The sequence below is a fragment of the Mesorhizobium sp. M0276 genome (genome assembly GCF_040321755.1).
Lineage (GTDB): Bacteria > Pseudomonadota > Alphaproteobacteria > Rhizobiales > Rhizobiaceae > Mesorhizobium.
This window is the reverse complement of sequence record NZ_JAMYSC010000036.1, coordinates 54749-70467: the sequence shown is the minus strand read 5'-3', so window position 1 is coordinate 70467 and position 15719 is coordinate 54749. Positions and strand designations below refer to the sequence as shown.

The window sequence follows — 15719 nt, the reverse complement described above, 5'->3', positions numbered from 1 at the left end:
GTCACAGGCCGATTGGCGAATGTGGTGCAAGTTTCTTGTCGCTGAGAGTAAAGCCGGTTCTTCTGTCGTGCAGAAGATCTCCCCTTGCAAACAGCGCGGAGCATAAGGGCTGTCCCGACAATAGTGCCAGTCTCCGTGGGGAACGCACGACAGTGGCTAGGGCTGCATCGTTGATCGCGACATGCTATAGGTGTGGAGCCTCAACAGGTAGCCCGTCAATTTGTGAACATCGACGACATAAGTTCGTAATATGGCTCCTATGTCATGGGAGTGAACGCCTTGCGGCGTCCGCGCCCAAAGCAGCTGCTTGCGGCGGTGACCGAGGCGCCGGTTCCCGCATCGTGTCGTCGGCAAAAAAGCGACGTTCCGCTCTTTGCTTTCACGTCCGGATACGCCGAAAAGTCCGGCGTCAAAAATCGACCAGCGGCGTGTCCACGATCTGGTGCTCGAACAGCAGCCAGAACGGCGATCCCCGGGATTCGGAGTACCAATGCTCGAAAATCGCAAGGGCCTCGCCGATATTGGTGGCGGATTCGTCCTCGGGCGGCTTCGCTGCCTGGAACAATGCAAGCGCAACGGGGCCAAAATGCGTGATCGCTTCCGTGTGCGCCTCGCTGTCCGCACTCCAGCCGAGCCGCAAGCGCAGGACGGCCAAAGCGCTGGCCACGGCGATCTCCTCACTTTCGGCCGAGGCCACGGCGTCCGAGATCGCCTGCATGAGGTTGAGCCGCCTGAAGGCGAAAGCGCGCTCCTGTTCCAGAACCGCGATCTGATTGGCCGCTTGTCGCCTGAAGCTTGCCTCGGTTGTCCTGGCGGTCCAAGCCGTCGTTTTCAGGTCATTCAGATAGGAAGCCGTCGGGTTCATCTTGGCTCACCAGGATGGCGGAAGAGAGTGGGAGTCGAACCCACCAGAGACCGACTCGCGGCCCCTCCCGGATTTGAAGTCCGGACGCCCCACCGGGGGCGATGCTCCTCCAGAAATTTGCGCCGTCGGCGGCTCACCCTCGCCTGTCAGGCGGAACAGGTCCAGCTTGCGCCTGTTCAGGCGGCGCAAGTCTCCCCGCCGCAGCGTCACGCCGTGCCGATCGAGAAATTCGAGGATATGGATGGCGACCTTGCGTCCGCTGCCCACGCGATCACGAAATTGAGCAGCGGTGAACTCGTCTGTGGGCATCGACGCAGCGAGGTCGCGCGCGATCTCCACGATCTGCGCCAACGCCTCGCGCTGGAAGAAGTGGTCATGAGCGACCTCATGGACCTTCCCCATGCGGCCGGCAAGCTTCAGAAGCCGCCGGATTTCCGTCTCCGGCGCGGCCAGCACCTCTGCAATATCCCACACTCTCGGCGGATGGAACCGTTCGGGTCCGCCGATGAGAGGCTGGATTTGCAGCCAGAAAGTTTCATCCTTTGCATTCAGGTGCGCCTCATGGCCGGGCAGCCGCACCCAGGCGCCATTCAAGGCAACTTCTCCAGCGTGCGAAAGGCTCCGCAGAACTGCCGTGAAAGCGCGCGCCGGCAGACGTGGATCGAGCCCAATACGCAGTCTCTCCATTCCTACGCCCGGCAAATCCGGATTGTCGGCATGGAAGGCCTCCAGGGTCGCGGCCAAGTCGCGCTTGAACCGCAACCAGCGCTCCGGCGACAGCACGAGAAGCATCTCTCCCACGGCAAAACGGACAAGCCCGAGTTGATCGATCAGGCCTTCCGTCTCGCAGTCACTAAGCGCCCTGTCGCGCGCAAAACCCTTCAGGTCGAAATAGTGGGGCGGCGCACCAAGGAGTGCGGCGGCGGCCAGTTCGGGCGCCAATAGCGCATGGGCATCGAGTTGGATCAGCCGTTCCGGCGCGCGGCGTTTGCGGCTGGGCGCCCGCAGATCGAGAAAATGTCCGCCGCCGATGGTTCGCTGCGCGGAGGTGTCGCGCACCACGTAAACGTCGCCGGCAGCGGCCGCGATCGGACTGTCCAGCACCAATTGAACATTGGCCGTGCCGCCAGGCCCGATCGGTTCGTCTGCGAGGAGTACGATGCGTGCCCCGACGTCCGTCGCGGCATGGTGGAGCCGCACCGGAAACCATTGGCCGATCGGCTTGCGTTCATCCGGCAGAACGCGAAGGCTTGCATCAATCCGGTCCGTCGGCGCGTGAAGCTTCGGATCGACAATCACGTCGCCGCGCCGGATCGCCTCCTTGCAAACCCTTTCGCCGGTCAGATTGAGCGCGCAGCGGTCTCCGGCCCGACCACGTTCAGCCGGCCGGTTCTGGGCGTGGATCGATCGAACCCGCGCAAGCAATCCCGACGGGCTTACGACCACGTTGTCTCCAATACCGAGAGAACCCGAAAGCACGGTGCCGGTCACGACGGTGCCCACGCCGCGCAGCGTGAACGAGCGGTCCACCGCTAATCGAAAACGGCCCGAAACTGCACGCCGGGCAAAATGCGACGCCTCCTCGAACAAGAGATACCTCAGTTCATCGATACCTTCGCCTGTAACGACCGAGACGGGAATCAGGTGGGCCTCGGCAAGCATCGTCCCGGCAAGCACCGAGCGGATATCACTCGCTACCGCATTGCGATGCTCGGGACCGGCCAAATCGCATTTGGTAAGCAGGACGGCGCCGCGCTTGACACCGAGCAGATCGATGATGGCGAGGTGCTCCCGGGTTTGCGGCATGACGCCGTCATCGGCAGCCACCACGAGCAACACGAAGTCGATGCCGCTGGCGCCGGCGAGCATCGTGTGTACGAAACGCTCGTGCCCGGGAACATCGACGAAACCGATGCTATCCCCACCCGGCACCGGCAAATAGGCGAAGCCGAGATCGATGGTCATGCCGCGTGTCTTTTCGTCCTGCAAACGATCGGTGTTTATACCGGTCAGCGCATGCACCAGCGCGGTTTTGCCGTGATCGACATGTCCCGCCGTGCCGACGATCATGATGCGGTCTCCGGCAACGGCGCGGCGGCGCGACGCTCGGCCTCAGCGGCATCGCCCGCGCTCAATTCGGCCCGCACCGCAGCCAGATAGCGGCGGGCAAGGGCGCTGCCGCCTGCCTCGGCACGCAGGAGCCAGGCCAGCGCCTCGACCGCGTCGGTCGGCACGCCCGTGCCAAGATGGCAGGCGGCGCCGAGCATTGCCTGCCCTTCGGCGTCTCCTCGCATGGCAGCACGGCGCCACCAGCGGACAGCTTCGTGCGGATCGCGCGGCACGCCGAGCGCATTGTGATAAAGCATGCCAATCCGGGTCATCGCGGATGCGATGCCCCGATCGGCCGCGGCAAGCGCCCAGCGTCGCGCCTCGCCGGCATCGGGAGCCATCACTTCGCCCTCCAGCAGCATCCAGCTCAGCATATCCTGCGCCGGTCCGTCGCCAGTTTCCGCTGCGGCCCGATAGAGTTCGGCCGCCCGGCGAAAGTCCTGCTGAACGCCTTCGCCGCGGAAATACAGCGACGCCAGGTTCCTTTGCCCGACAGGATCTCCTGCCTCGGCGGCGAGCGCCAGCCAGCGAAAGGCCATATCCGCGTCACGCTCGACGCCGAGCCCTTCGGCGAAGCAGGCGCCTATATTGTTCTGAGCGCGGGCAACGCCCTGGTGAGCCAGCGGCTCCCATATGGACAGAGCCACGGCATGATCGCCTCGCCGAGCGGCTTCGAGGGCCTCGGTCATGCGTGCGGCCATAGGCGTCTCGGCTGGGCGGCGCGCAAGGCGGTCAAGCAAGCGCATCGGTTCCTCCCGGATTTAAGCCGGCTAGATTGGCGATGAAGTTCGCCTCGTCTTCCAGGCAGCGCAAATCGAGCACGAGCGCCTGGCTTTCGATGCGCCCGATCACGGGGACGCCCAGCCCGCGCAGCGCAGCCGCAAGCGCTTCGAGTGCCCGGCTGCTCCCTGAGCGCGGCTTGAGAGCAAGCCCGGCGCTTGGCACAGTTTCGAGCGGTAGCGCGCCGGATCCGACTTGGCTCCGGCACTTCACCTTGTCGACCGCAAAGGCTTCGCCCACGGCGTCAGCAACCAGGGGAGCAAGGCGCTTTGCCTGCGCTGCAATCTCCCTCACCGGGCGCGCCAGCAGCCTTAGCGTCGGCAGGCGCTCGGCCAGGCGGTCGGGGTCGCGGTAGAGCTTCAACGTCGCCTCGAGCGCGGCCAAACGAAGTTTGTCGACCCTGAGCGCCCGCTTCATCGGGTTGCGGCTGATCGCTGCGAGCAGGTCCCTGCTGCCGACGATGAACCCCCCCTGCGGACCGCCAAGCAGCTTGTCGCCGGAGAATGTGACGAGATCGGCGCCTTCGGCGACCGCCTCGCGCACGGTCGTCTCGCGCCCAAGGCCGTAGCGGGCTAGATCGACCAGCGTGCCCGAACCGAGATCATGGACCAGCGGTATCCCATGTTCCTTGGCGATTGAAGCGAGCTCGGGTGCCCGGATCTCGGACGTGAACCCTTCGACCCGATAGTTCGATGTGTGCACCTTGAGGATGAGCCCGGTCTCCGGGCCGATCGCCGCGACATAGTCTTTGCGATGCGTGCGATTGGTGGTGCCGACCTCGACAAGTCTGGCGCCGGCGCGCGTCATGATCTCGGGCATCCGGAAAGAGCCGCCGATCTCGATCAACTCGCCTCGCGAAACGATCGCTTCGCGACCGAGCGCCAGCGTGTTGAGGACGAGAAGGACGGCAGCCGCATTGTTGTTGACGACGGTTGCACCCTCGGCTCCGGTCAGCTCGCAAACGAGCGATCGAAGATGATCGTCCCGTTCGCCGCGCTCGCCTTTCTCGACATCGAATTCGAGAGCCACCGCTGCGCGCATCGCCAGCCGAACAGCTTCGACCGCCTCTTTCGCGAGGAGAGCTCGTCCGAGATTGGTATGCAGCACCGTTCCGGTCAGGTTGAAAACGGGACGCAGGGAAGAGCGTTCGCCGTCCCTGAGCTGCCCGAGCGCGTCGCCGGCAACATCGTTCGCCTCCGGCACGACGGCTCCGGCATTGCGGGAGGCCATTCGTGCATCGGCGAGGGCTCGGCGAATGGCCTCCGTCGCGGCCTGCCGCCCGAAGCGCTCGATTGCGGCCGCCGCCAGCGGGGTCCTCAGCACGTGGTCGACCGACGGAAGATTGCGCAAAGGGTTTGCGGATGAAGTGGTCATCGTATTCCTCAATAGCCAACAAGGAACGGATTGAACGATCCGCGGCGATGGCCGCTCTCGCGGACGAGCAGGTCGAGGCCGAGCGTCGCCACGTCGTCGGCGACGGGATCGAGAGCCGGATCCTTGTATTGGTACAGGATCTTTACATAGCAGCCGCATGCATCGCAGGTCTCGGCCTTGACCGTGCCAGGACCTCCCTCGATTTCCTGATAGCCTATCCCCTTGGTCGAGCCGCACAGCGTACATTTGATGCGGACGTGGTTCCACAATGTTCCACACAGCGCGCAGGCGCAGAACCGCGCCCCGTGTGCGCCGTGCCAACCGACGATGATCGAGGATACGGGCGGCCCGCCGCAGGCCGGACAGGCGCCGTCGGCAACCGGAACGAGCTTCGAGCTGTCGAGACATGCCGCGAGGCGGGCGAAGTGAACCTGCAGCGCGGCCGCGACATAGATATGCTCGGCAAGCGCTTTGATTGGGATTGCATCGGCGAGCACATTGCGCACCATGGAGTCGACCCCGGACGCATCGATGTTTGCCAGCCTGCCCAAGGCGGCTGCGGCCGCTTCGGGTTTTTCGATCGTGGCTGCCACTTCGAACAGGCGGCCGAGCGTCATTCCAAGGGCGGCATCCGAAGTGAATTGGTTGCGATCGAGCGGCGGCATACCAAAGATTCGTGCGCGCTCGCGCGCCTCCGCGGTCGGCAATTCGATCTCCGGCAAGCCGTCCTGGATGCGGTGCTGCGCATCCGTCAGTGCAGCGAGGAAGCGGAGATAGGGGCCGAGCTGGTGGTCATCCGCCAACACAATCAATCGCTCGGAGCGGCGAATGAACAAGGTCCGCGGATCAGGCACGCGCGCAAAGGGTGGGGCCGAGACTTCGCCGATTACTGTCGGGTCAGGGCGTGACGGATCTTGTTGCCTTGGCATTTCAACCTCACGAACCTCACGGGCCACGTGGTCGGCTTGACACTGCTCCAGAGCAATTCCACGAAAAGTGTATAACGGTTTTCCGTCCGGAATTGCGTAAAAACAAATACCCGCTCATTCGGCGGGATTCGATCCCGAACGTCCGTTCGGCTTGCCTGCGATCAGTTCCCGCAGCCATTTGCGATGATGCCGCCACGCCCAGCCGCCGGTCACCCGTCCGCGCGTCATGGCGGGAATGGTGCCGCGTACCCAGATGGCCGAGTAGAAATGAATAATCCAGACGCCGATGATCGCCACGGCAGCGATCGAATGAACAAGCAGCGCTACCCGCTGCTGGCCGATCGTGGTGTAAGTGGCGAAATATTGTTGCCAGATGACGATGCCGCTCGAAATCAGGATGACGATGAGGATCGACATTGACCAGAAGACGAGCTTCTGGCCGGCGTTGTACTTGCCGACTTCGGGGACGTTGTCCTCGTGATTGGACAATACGTCACGGAAACGGGCGAGCCACGTTCCGTCCTCGGGCCTCCACAAATTGGCCTTCCAGAACCGAAGGAAAAGCCCAAGGAAGCTAACGAAGAGCAAGACGCCGATCCATGGGTGAATGAAGCGCGTGAACTGCCCGCCGCCAAACAGCCGCGACAGGAAGAACAGGCTCGGGTGAAACATGGCAAGGCCGGACAAGGCGAGCAGGATCAGGCTGGCGGCCGTGATCCAATGGTTGATCCGCGCGCCCACCGTGTAGCGGTCCACGATGACTGGCTTGCCGGGATGTACCTGCTCGTTCGACTTCACGTCATGCGCGGCCATCGTTGTTGCCTTCCGTCAGCTGTTCGGCGTGCTCCTCATCCGTCTCGGAGACCCGGTTCGGTCCCATGACCAGATGGTGAAGCAGGCCGACGCCGGCCGCCACGCCGAGAATGGTGAGGCCGGCATATTTGGTCACGCCCTTCCACGCCTCCACCAGCGGACTGATCTTCGGCTCCTTCGGCAGACCCGAATAGAGCTCCGGCTGGTCGGCGTGGTGCAGCACATACATCACATGCGTTCCTCCGACGCCGGGCGGATCGTAGAGGCCGGCATTCGAATAGCCGCGCGATTTCAGGTCCTTGATGCGGCCGTCGGCGTGCTTTTTCATCTCGTCTTTCGTGCCGAACACGATCGCCTGGGTCGGGCACGCCTTGGCGCAAGCTGGTCCCTGGCCGACAGCCACGCGGTCGGAGCAGAGCGTGCATTTGTAGGCCGTGTGATCGACTTTGGAGATGCGCGGAATGTTGAACGGGCAACCCTTGATGCAATAGCCGCAGCCGATGCAGTTCTCATGGACGAAATCGACGATGCCGTTCGAATACTGCACTATGGCGCCTGGTGCCGGACAAGCCTTGAGGCAGCCCGGATCAGCACAATGCATACAGCCATCCTTGCGGATCAGCCATTCGAGTTCGTTCGTCTCGGGATTGTCCCATTCGCTGTAGCGCATCAGCGTGAACATGTCCGGCGTGAGATCGGCAGGATTCTCATAGACGCCGGCATTGAGGCCGATCTCCGGATGCGTGTCGTTCCACTCGATGCAGGCCGTCTGGCATGCCTTGCAGCCGATGCATTTCGAAACATCGATGAGCTTGGCGACTTCCGTCAATTGCTGCTCGGGCGCGGGAACCGTCGAGGCAGAGCGGCGGATGAAGGCCTTGTCGGAAAAACGCGGTGCGGTATCCGTCGTCGAAGGATTTGGAAGTGGAGGAAACATCGCTTACTCCTCCTACGCTACCGGCCCGGCGACGGGCTCGATGTTGACAAGGAACGCCTTGTATTCCGGCGTCTCGATGTTGGCGTCGCCGACAAAGGGGGTGAGCATGTTGGGGCCAAAGCCTTTCTTCGCCGCTCCCGTGAAGCCCCAGTGCAGTGGTATACCGACGATGTGGACGGTCTTGCCATCACAGGTGAGCGGCCTGATCCTTTTGGTCACCATGGCCTTCGCCACAACGGAACCGCGCTTCGACCAGACGCGCACCCAGCCGCCTTTGGTGATGCCTTTCTCGGCCGCAAGCTGTTCCGAAATTTCCACGAAAAACTCCGGCTGCATCACCGCATTGGTGATGACATGCTTGGTCCAGAAGTGGAAATGCTCGGTCAGTCGGTAGGAGGTCGCCGCGTAGGGAAACTCCTGCGAAGCCGATTCGGCGAACTGGGCCATATCGCCTTCGAATACACGCGCTGCGGGGTTGCCGCGGACTTTGGGAGCTATCGGGTTCGCGATGGGCGACTCGAATGGCTCGTAGTGCGCCGGGAATGGTCCGTCGCGCATCATGCCTCGGGTAAAGAGGCGCGAGACGCCTTCCGGATTCATGATGAACGGGCCTACTTGATCGGGCTTTGCCGTTGGCAAGATGTCGGGGACATCGTAGCCCGACCATTTCGTGCCGTCCCATTCAATCACCTTGCGGCTTGGATCCCAAGCCTTTCCGGTGAGGTCAGCCGACGCCCTGTTGTAGAGAATGCGACGGTTGGCAGGCCATGAGAACGCCCATTTGGAATAGGCGCCGGTTTCGTCAGGATCGGTGGTGTCCCGCCTGGCCATGTTGTTGCCGTTTTCGTTGAAGCAGCCGGAATAGATCCAGCAGCCGCAGGAGGTGGAGCCGTCGTCGCGCAGCGCGGCGAAGCCCGGCAAGAGCTTTCCGGCCTCGGCCAGCACCTTTGTCGGGTCGGCCGTGTCGGTTACCCTGGCGAGCGCCCTGCCATTGATCTCCTGGGCAAGCTCCTCGGCCTTCGGATCGCCGGGATCGGCATAAGGCCAGTTGAGCTTAACGATCGGATCCGCGAAGGCGCCACCTTCCTTGATGTAGAGCTCCTTCAGGCGCAGATAGAGCTGCGCCATAATCCAGGTATCGCGTTTGGCCTCGCCGGGGGGCGTGCCGCCGGCCCAATGCCACTGCAGCCAGCGCCCCGAATTGACCAGCGAGCCGTCGTCCTCGGCGAAGCAGGTGGAGGGAAGCCGGTAGACTTCCGTCTGAATCTGCGACGGATCGACATCGTTGTACGGCCCGTGGTTCTCCCAGAACCGGCCCGTCTCCGTGTCCAACGGATCCATGATGACGAGGTATTTGAGCTTCGAGAGCGACTCGATCACCTTCTTCTTGTTCGGAGCTGCCTGTAGCGGGTTGAAGCCCTGGCAGAAATAGCCGTTCATCTTGCCCTGGTGCATCAACTCGAAAGCCCGCAGCAGATCGTAGCCCGGCAGGTCGAGCTTCGGCAGGTAGTCATAGGCGAAGCCGTTCTCCGGCGTTGCCGCATTGCCCCACATTGACTTTTGGAAGCTTACGAAGAACTTCCTGTAGTTCTGCCAGTAGCTCATCTGGTTCGGCCGGAGCGGCTTGAAGCCTCGGGTCGACATGTAGGCTGCCAGATCGACCTCCTTCTCGGTCGGCAGCGTCAGATAACCGGGCAGCAGGTTCGACATCAGCCCGAGGTCGGTCAGCCCCTGGATGTTGGAGTGACCGCGAAGCGCGTTCATGCCGCCGCCGCGTATACCAATGTTGCCGAGAACAAGCTGCAGCATCGCCATGGCGCGGATGTTCTGCGAGCCCTTCGAGTGCTGGGTCCAGCCGAGCGCGTACATCGAGGTCATCGCCTTGGTCGGAGACGACGTCTCGGCGACCATCGCGGCCACCTTCAGGAAGCGGTCCTTCGGTGTGCCGCAGATGCGCTCGACCATCTCCGGCGTGTAGACCGCGACATGCTTCTTGAGCAGATTCCAGACGCAGCGGGGATTGGCCAATGTCGCGTCGACAACGGCGAAGCCGTCCGGGCCTATGTCATAGTCCCAACTGGACTTGTCATAGTCTCGCTTCGCCTCGTTATAGCCGGAGAAGAGGCCGTCCTGATAGGTGAAGCCCTCCTTGACGACATACGTCGCGTTAGTGAAGGCCTTCAGATAGTCCCATTGCACCTTATCGTTCTGGATGCAGTAGTTGATCAGCCCGAGCAGGAAGGCGATATCCGTTCCCTGGCGGATCGGCGCGTAAACATCCGACACCGAAGCCGAGCGCGTAAAGCGCGGGTCGACGACGATGAGCTTGGCGCCGCGGTTGGCCTTCGCCTCTGTGACCCATTTGAAGCCGCAAGGATGCGCTTCCGCGGCATTGCCGCCCATGATGACGACGAGATCCGTGTTCTTGATGTCGGTCCAGGAATTGGTCATTGCGCCGCGGCCGAATGTTGGGGCGAGACTCGCCACCGTCGGGCCGTGTCAGACACGTGCCTGGTTGTCGAACACCAGCATGCCCGCGCTGCGGACCACCTTGTAGGTCGCGAACGCGGTTTCATTGGTCGAAGCCGAGGCGGCGAGGAAGCCGGTGGTGATCCACCGGTTGACCGTCACGCCGTCATTGTTCATCGCGACGAAGTTCTTGTCGCGATCGTCCTTCATCAGGCGGGCGATGCGGCCGAGCGCATCTTCCCAGCTTATCGGCTCGAACTTGTCCGAGCCCGGTCTGCGGATCATCGGATGTTGCAGACGGGTCGGCGACTTGACAAATCCGAGCAGGGCCGACCCTTTGGGGCACAAGGTGCCGCGATTGGTCGGATGATCAGTGTCACCCTCGATATGGGTGATGTCGGCCGGCTCGCCCTTTCTGAGATCGCCCTTCGAATACAAGATTATGCCGCAAGCCACCGAGCAGTATGGACAGGTGTTGCGTGTTTCGGTGGTGTTCGCGAGCTTGAACGGCCGTATAGCCGCCGCGTGTGCGGCCTCGCTATCGCCGAAGCCGAGGGCTCCAAGCGAAGTACCGGCGACGCCCGCGCCTGCTGTTTGCAGGAACGCGCGTCGAGAAAGATTGATGTTCATGGGTTCCTCCCGAAGCCGATGCCCCACAAGGCAACTCGAACCAACGGTCAATCCGACTAACTAGTGTCGGACCAAATAAAATCAATGCCAAGGAACAAGGCGCGTACGGTGCAGCAAAAGTGCCCCTCCGAACCGCCTTCCTGCAACAGGTTTGTGGCCCGCAAATCGGCATTGTGACCGCGACTGCGATTGACGAAAATGAACGCATTGCCATAGAGTAAGGCGTGGCGATGAAACAGCTCCCGCGGGTCGGGGCGCCTTTCGATAGATACCCAATGACGGCGATGCCTCGCACGCCGGATACGGCCCTTGGCTTTCCTAACTCAACGAAATCCGCTGAGAGCAAGCGTGCTCCAAACGTGCCGTGCGTTGGGCGATCGTATTTTCCATGCCGGTTTGACTTTGATCCCTACTAAAGCGTGCCAGCAGAGGAGGCTCGACGATCATGGCAATCGCCCTCTCGCCTGAAATCACCAAAGCGCCCGTTGTGCGCCTGACCAGCCTCGCCCATGGCGGCGGTTGCGGCTGCAAGCTGGCGCCGTCAGTGCTGCAGCAGCTTCTCGCCGATCCGGCGGCTGCCAGTCCCTATCATCAACTTCTCGTCGGCACGGAGACCGGCGACGATGCGGCAGTTTGGCAACTCGACAGCGCGACTTGCGTCATTGCGACCACCGACTTCTTCATGCCTATGGTAGATGACCCCTACGATTTCGGCCGGATTGCCGCGACCAACGCCCTGTCCGATATCTATGCGATGGGTGGCCGGCCGATCATGGCGTTGGCTATTCTCGGCATGCCTCTCGACAAGATCCCGACGGTCATGGTCCGCGAAATCCTCAGAGGTGGCGAAGCTGTCTGCGCCGACGCCGGAATCCCAGTTGCCGGCGGCCACTCAATCGACTCGCCGGAGCCGATTTACGGCCTTGCAGTCATCGGCACCTGCCGACCCGAGGACATCCGACGCAATTCTGACGCCAGACCGGGCGACGCCTTGATCCTGACGAAAGGGCTCGGCGTCGGCATCTATTCCGCCGCCATCAAGAAGCAGGCGCTTTCCGAGAGCGGCTATCGCGAAATGATCGCCTCCACCACCCTTCTCAACCGGATCGGATCGGAACTGGCGCAGGACGCGAGCGTCCACGCCGTAACCGACGTGACCGGATTTGGCTTGCTCGGACATGCCCTCGAGATGGCACGCGGTTCCGGGTGCACGCTCATAATTTGCAGCCACGACGTGCCGCTCTTTTCCGAAGCTGCCTCGCTCACGGTCGACGGCCACGTTACCGGCGCATCGCGGCGCAACTGGGCGAGTTATGGCGACGCGATAAGCTTACCTCCCGGCATGCCCGACTGGCGACGCCATCTTCTCACGGATCCACAGACTTCGGGCGGGTTGCTGGTTGCTTGCGAGACCGACCGCGCAGCGGCGCTCGTTGAGAGGATCGTCGCGGACGGCTATCCTTCGGCTCGCATCATCGGCCATGCCAGGCCCGGCGCGCCGACAATAGTAGTAGAGGCCTGAACGGCCGCTCCGCTTCCCGCCAGATGACGGGGTGCACCCTCCAGTTCGCGGCACTCCACCTCCTGCCACCACTGGATCGGCAGGCAAAGACGCCGCCTGCCCTGTCCAGGCTGGATTGGCGGCGAACGCCGCGGAAACATCAGCTCCTCTAGCCGAAGAATCGTTCCACTCGGCCATGCGTTCGGAACGCGTACTCGACATGGTCACACCCGTGAACCACCGCGACGTGACGCTCATCGCGATGTCGCGGGCGCCCCGCGGCGACCGATCCCCGCTCCCACCCGAAAGCTTATCACCGCTGTTCAGTGTCGATGTCCAAGCGGCGGTCGCGTCTATCGGCGGAGTACCGAATCGGCCGGGCGCAGGAGCGGTTGGTCCGCGACGGCTGTCGGCGCAGACGGCGGCCGGCTATGTCGAATATGACGAGGCGGGCGACAGCTTCTACCTCAGCCCCGAGCAGGAGCAGGTCTTCGTCAACGAGGACAGCCCCGCCTTCATAGCCGGTGCGTTCGAGGTCGTCTTGGCGCTGTGGCTCGACGGGGAGAAGGTGCGGCAGGCCTTCCGCACCGGCAAGGGACTGGGCTGGCACGACCACAGCGCCTGCCTGTTTCGCGGCACCGAACGCTTCTTCCGGACAAGCTACAACGCCAATCTGATCGGCTCCTGGTTGCCGGCGCTCGATGACGTAATCGACAAGCTGGAGCGGGGCATAGGCGAAGTCGGTGAAATGGTGGCCATAGCCGCCCAGCGAATTTCTGTCGCTCGGTATCAACTCACCGGCTACGAAATGATGCAGCGAGCGGAGCGGATCGTGGCGCTGTTGCGGCGAGCCGCAGCCTCGCGGTCAAGACTGGGGCGATGAAGCCGGCCGAGACGCACCCTTCTTAAGCGTTACTACGAGATCTCTCGACGAGATCGTTGAGTAAGGCAGATGCGTCAGGACTTCGAAGATGTCCGGTTCGGTTCCTGCTGCCGACATGGATGCGACGCTGACCTATCGCGGCCGCCTCGCTTCGGTCACTTAGAAATCGGGTGCCTCGAAGCAATTTGCCTTCAGCCATGTATTCGAGGGTCCGCTCCTGTAGCGGCTATCGGCGCGCTTCGAGATAATGCTTTCAAGCCCCATTTTTTCGAGGGCGCGGAAAATCGCTAGCGCACTGCCCTCGAAATGCTCGCTGTACTGGATCTTGCCGGGGCCGTGCTCAACCAGTTGCCACAGCGCCTGCTTGCGCTGCAGCAGCGGCAAGGAGTCTAGATTGCGACCGTCGAGATGGAGGATGTCGAACGCGACGAACACCAGCCGGCTCGGTTCGTTCCAGATCGCGGCTTCCAGCGCAGGGCAATCGGGAGCGCCCTGCTCGCCTGGCACAATGACCTCGCCGTCGATAATGGCAGCCCGGCATGGCAGCTCGACAGCCAGCGCGATGGGCCAGTATTTCGTGGTCCAGTCGCGGCCGTTTTTGCTGTAAAGACGCACGCCGCCTTGATCGATGATGATCTGCGTTCGGTAGAACCAGCACACCGATTGACATGACGAAGCTAACTATTGGCAGCACTTTGACCGTGTAGCTCTGGACCTCGGTGGTTCCGTTGGCAATGAATTCTCGACGTGCAATCTCCTGCATGAAGGCGTCCTCCCCGTGGGGACCGACCTACCGATGAGAAAAGATGGACCGATCAGTTGTTTTTACCGGACGAGCAGTCTGTATCGGTACAAATGGAATTTAATCCCGGTGTCAAAGTCGAGACTCGGGCGAAGCGATCAGTTCAGTTGTTGGCGGTAAGTGGATCGATGACTTGTGTGATCTCGGTGATGGCCGCAATCGGGATCCCACTCAGCTCCGAGTGCCTGCGGATTGCCGCTTCATCCTTGGCCAGGTAGACACAAAACGTCTTGTCCGCGGCCACGTAGCTGTGTTGCCATTGGATTCCAGGACCGACCTTGTCGATGGCTTGGTTGGAGGCACGAGCTGCGCCGCAAAGCTCCACAATCGACATTGCACCGATACCGGGAATGTCTCGTTCGATGACAAACCGTTTCATCTGCGACATCTTTAAAACTCCTCCGCGAATTACCGCCAGGTCATTGTCCTCCAAGGGCGCGCTAAAGCAATCCAAATGTTCTTTACGAGTCTAAAGCTAACCTTTACCAACGGTGGATGATTCCGACGCATCTCAAATCGCTGCAGGCACTGGAGCTTGCCATGCGGACCGGCTCTCTGACGGCGGCGGGAAAGCTACTGGGGATTACAACGGCGGCCGTCGGGCAAAGGATCAAGACGCTAGAAGAGCATCTCGGCTTCGACCTTCTTGTGCGCGCAAAGTCCGGCATTTGCTTGACGCCGGAACTTTCAGCTGCTCTCCCGCACATTGTGGCAGCGTTCAGGGAATTGGAAACGGCCGCGCACCTTCTTGATTTCCAGAGAGGGCTCGAAATCCATGTCCTGGCGAACACAGATTGGGCCGAGCTGTGGCTGAAAACACGGCTCTCGGAATTCAAAGCAGCGAACCCGAACATCCTATTCTGCGTCAACGGCGTGGGCGACGCGCCTCTGCGACTGGGACAGGCCGATTGCGAGGTCTGGTTCGGCGAGCCACGCGGAGGGTACGGCGAGGAGATGCTATTTCGAGACTATCTGCTTCCCGTCGCATCGCCAGAAAATACCAAGCGTGTGTCGAGTTTGGACGCATCGGAACGTCTTGAGGGATTTCCCCTGCTCCATCTCAATTGCTACCGGACAGACCCTGTCGCCATCGGCTGGCCGGAGTGGATCAGCGCACACGGGTACAGGAAGACTGCTGCGGAACGGGGCATCCGCTATGCCCATGTCCTCCAAGCACTTGAGGCGGTATTTTCCGATGCCGGGATGCTGATCTGTGGCCTGGCTCTGGTTCAGAGCCAGTTGGAGAGCGGGATAATCTCTTTGCCGTTTGCAATATCCCAGGGGGCATGGACAGAGCATGCATATTACGCGGCTTTCCGCGAAAGCGCCGTTCGCCGGACGCAAGTTGCCGCATTCCGCTCTTGGCTCCTGGAAAAAAGCAGCGAAACAACTGGGCATCTGGAGAAACTGTTGGCGCGAGATTAATCGTTCAAGCCCGGTCTTCGGAGAGCATCCACAAATCTGATGTCCCGATGAGCCGACCCTGCCCGACAAGGCGCGGATGTCCGGTCGCCAGGCCGGCCAGGCAGGGAACGCTACGCTGGCCAGATCCACCGATCGAGAATGGGGGCCGCATCACCCGCCATTGCTTCTGACGGTAAGCCGGAAAGTTGGGGTTCTAAGCCGG

General features: G+C 61.9%; 12 protein-coding genes, 1 tRNA gene and 1 pseudogene. 3 read left to right on the top strand and 11 right to left on the bottom strand.

Annotation, left to right across the window (positions count from 1 at the left end):
- Positions 1 to 409 precede the first annotated feature (409 nt).
- From NKJ01_RS25160 to fdnG, 9 genes and pseudogenes are all read right to left on the bottom strand, one after another.
- Entirely contained in the window at positions 410 to 718 is a 309-nt protein-coding gene (locus tag NKJ01_RS25160) for a hypothetical protein (RefSeq protein WP_352731924.1), read from the bottom strand.
- Between the two features lie 162 nt (positions 719 to 880).
- Positions 881 to 976, bottom strand: a tRNA-Sec gene (locus NKJ01_RS25155).
- A gap of 123 nt (positions 977 to 1099) precedes the next feature.
- Positions 1100 to 2935, bottom strand: a pseudogene (gene selB / locus NKJ01_RS25150) (selenocysteine-specific translation elongation factor); the annotation flags it as partial.
- Positions 2932 to 3720: a tetratricopeptide repeat protein gene (locus NKJ01_RS25145; RefSeq protein WP_352731922.1), complete on the bottom strand. Its 789-nt coding sequence runs from the start codon at positions 3718 to 3720 to the stop codon at positions 2932 to 2934. The pseudogene selB and the gene NKJ01_RS25145, both read right to left, overlap by 4 nt.
- Positions 3707 to 5128: an L-seryl-tRNA(Sec) selenium transferase gene (gene selA / locus NKJ01_RS25140; protein ID WP_352731919.1), complete on the bottom strand. Its 1422-nt coding sequence runs from the start codon at positions 5126 to 5128 to the stop codon at positions 3707 to 3709. Before selA ends, NKJ01_RS25145 begins: the two co-directional genes overlap by 14 nt.
- A gap of 8 nt (positions 5129 to 5136) precedes the next feature.
- Complete coding sequence (fdhE, locus tag NKJ01_RS25135; protein WP_352731917.1) at positions 5137 to 6057, bottom strand: formate dehydrogenase accessory protein FdhE; 921 nt, start codon at positions 6055 to 6057, stop codon at positions 5137 to 5139.
- Between the two features lie 114 nt (positions 6058 to 6171).
- The gene (locus NKJ01_RS25130) at positions 6172 to 6870 is read right to left on the bottom strand and encodes a formate dehydrogenase subunit gamma (RefSeq protein WP_352731914.1); all 699 of its coding nucleotides are present in this window, start codon (positions 6868 to 6870) and stop codon (positions 6172 to 6174) included.
- The gene (gene fdxH, locus NKJ01_RS25125; RefSeq protein WP_352731912.1) at positions 6857 to 7807 is read right to left on the bottom strand and encodes a formate dehydrogenase subunit beta; all 951 of its coding nucleotides are present in this window, start codon (positions 7805 to 7807) and stop codon (positions 6857 to 6859) included. Before fdxH ends, NKJ01_RS25130 begins: the two co-directional genes overlap by 14 nt.
- Positions 7808 to 7819: 12 nt before the next feature.
- Entirely contained in the window at positions 7820 to 10906 is a 3087-nt protein-coding gene (fdnG, locus tag NKJ01_RS25120) for a formate dehydrogenase-N subunit alpha (RefSeq protein ID WP_352731910.1), read from the bottom strand.
- Positions 10907 to 11351: 445 nt separating this feature from the next.
- On the opposite strand from fdnG, the gene selD reads away from it, so the two are divergent.
- On the top strand, positions 11352 to 12428 hold the full coding sequence (gene selD / locus NKJ01_RS25115; RefSeq protein ID WP_352731908.1) for a selenide, water dikinase SelD: 1077 nt from the start codon (positions 11352 to 11354) through the stop codon (positions 12426 to 12428).
- A 175-nt stretch (positions 12429 to 12603) separates the two neighbouring features.
- Positions 12604 to 13290, top strand: a complete 687-nt coding sequence (locus NKJ01_RS36500; protein ID WP_502905911.1) for a hypothetical protein — start codon at positions 12604 to 12606, stop codon at positions 13288 to 13290.
- A gap of 159 nt (positions 13291 to 13449) precedes the next feature.
- On the opposite strand, the gene NKJ01_RS25105 is transcribed toward NKJ01_RS36500, so the two are convergent.
- Together NKJ01_RS25105 and NKJ01_RS25100 are read right to left on the bottom strand one after the other, a co-directional pair.
- Positions 13450 to 13950 carry an ATP-dependent DNA ligase gene (locus tag NKJ01_RS25105; RefSeq protein WP_352731906.1) on the bottom strand — a complete coding sequence of 167 codons (501 nt, stop codon included), beginning with the start codon at positions 13948 to 13950 and terminating at the stop codon, positions 13450 to 13452.
- A 245-nt stretch (positions 13951 to 14195) separates the two neighbouring features.
- Positions 14196 to 14480, bottom strand: coding sequence for a DUF4242 domain-containing protein (locus NKJ01_RS25100; protein WP_352607946.1), 285 nt, complete (start codon positions 14478 to 14480; stop codon positions 14196 to 14198).
- A gap of 107 nt (positions 14481 to 14587) precedes the next feature.
- Between NKJ01_RS25100 and NKJ01_RS25095 the strand changes: the two genes are divergently transcribed.
- Positions 14588 to 15517, top strand: a complete 930-nt coding sequence (locus NKJ01_RS25095; protein ID WP_352731904.1) for a LysR family transcriptional regulator — start codon at positions 14588 to 14590, stop codon at positions 15515 to 15517.
- Positions 15518 to 15719 lie beyond the last annotated feature (202 nt).

Bases quoted from the DNA above. Each gene is read 5' to 3' on its own strand.
- NKJ01_RS25100 (WP_352607946.1), bottom strand. From the start codon at position 14,480: ATGTCGCAGATGAAACGGTTTGTCATCGAACGAGACATTCCCGGTATC.
- fdxH (WP_352731912.1), bottom strand. From the start codon at position 7,807: ATGTTTCCTCCACTTCCAAATCCTTCGACGACGGATACCGCACCGCGT.
- NKJ01_RS25160 (WP_352731924.1), bottom strand. From the start codon at position 718: ATGCAGGCGATCTCGGACGCCGTGGCCTCGGCCGAAAGTGAGGAGATC.
- NKJ01_RS25145 (WP_352731922.1), bottom strand. From the start codon at position 3,720: ATGCGCTTGCTTGACCGCCTTGCGCGCCGCCCAGCCGAGACGCCTATG.
- fdhE (WP_352731917.1), bottom strand. From the start codon at position 6,057: ATGCCAAGGCAACAAGATCCGTCACGCCCTGACCCGACAGTAATCGGC.
- selA (WP_352731919.1), bottom strand. From the start codon at position 5,128: ATGACCACTTCATCCGCAAACCCTTTGCGCAATCTTCCGTCGGTCGAC.
- NKJ01_RS36500 (WP_502905911.1), top strand. From the start codon at position 12,604: ATGCGTTCGGAACGCGTACTCGACATGGTCACACCCGTGAACCACCGC.
- NKJ01_RS25095 (WP_352731904.1), top strand. From the start codon at position 14,588: ATGATTCCGACGCATCTCAAATCGCTGCAGGCACTGGAGCTTGCCATG.
- NKJ01_RS25130 (WP_352731914.1), bottom strand. From the start codon at position 6,870: ATGGCCGCGCATGACGTGAAGTCGAACGAGCAGGTACATCCCGGCAAG.
- selD (WP_352731908.1), top strand. From the start codon at position 11,352: ATGGCAATCGCCCTCTCGCCTGAAATCACCAAAGCGCCCGTTGTGCGC.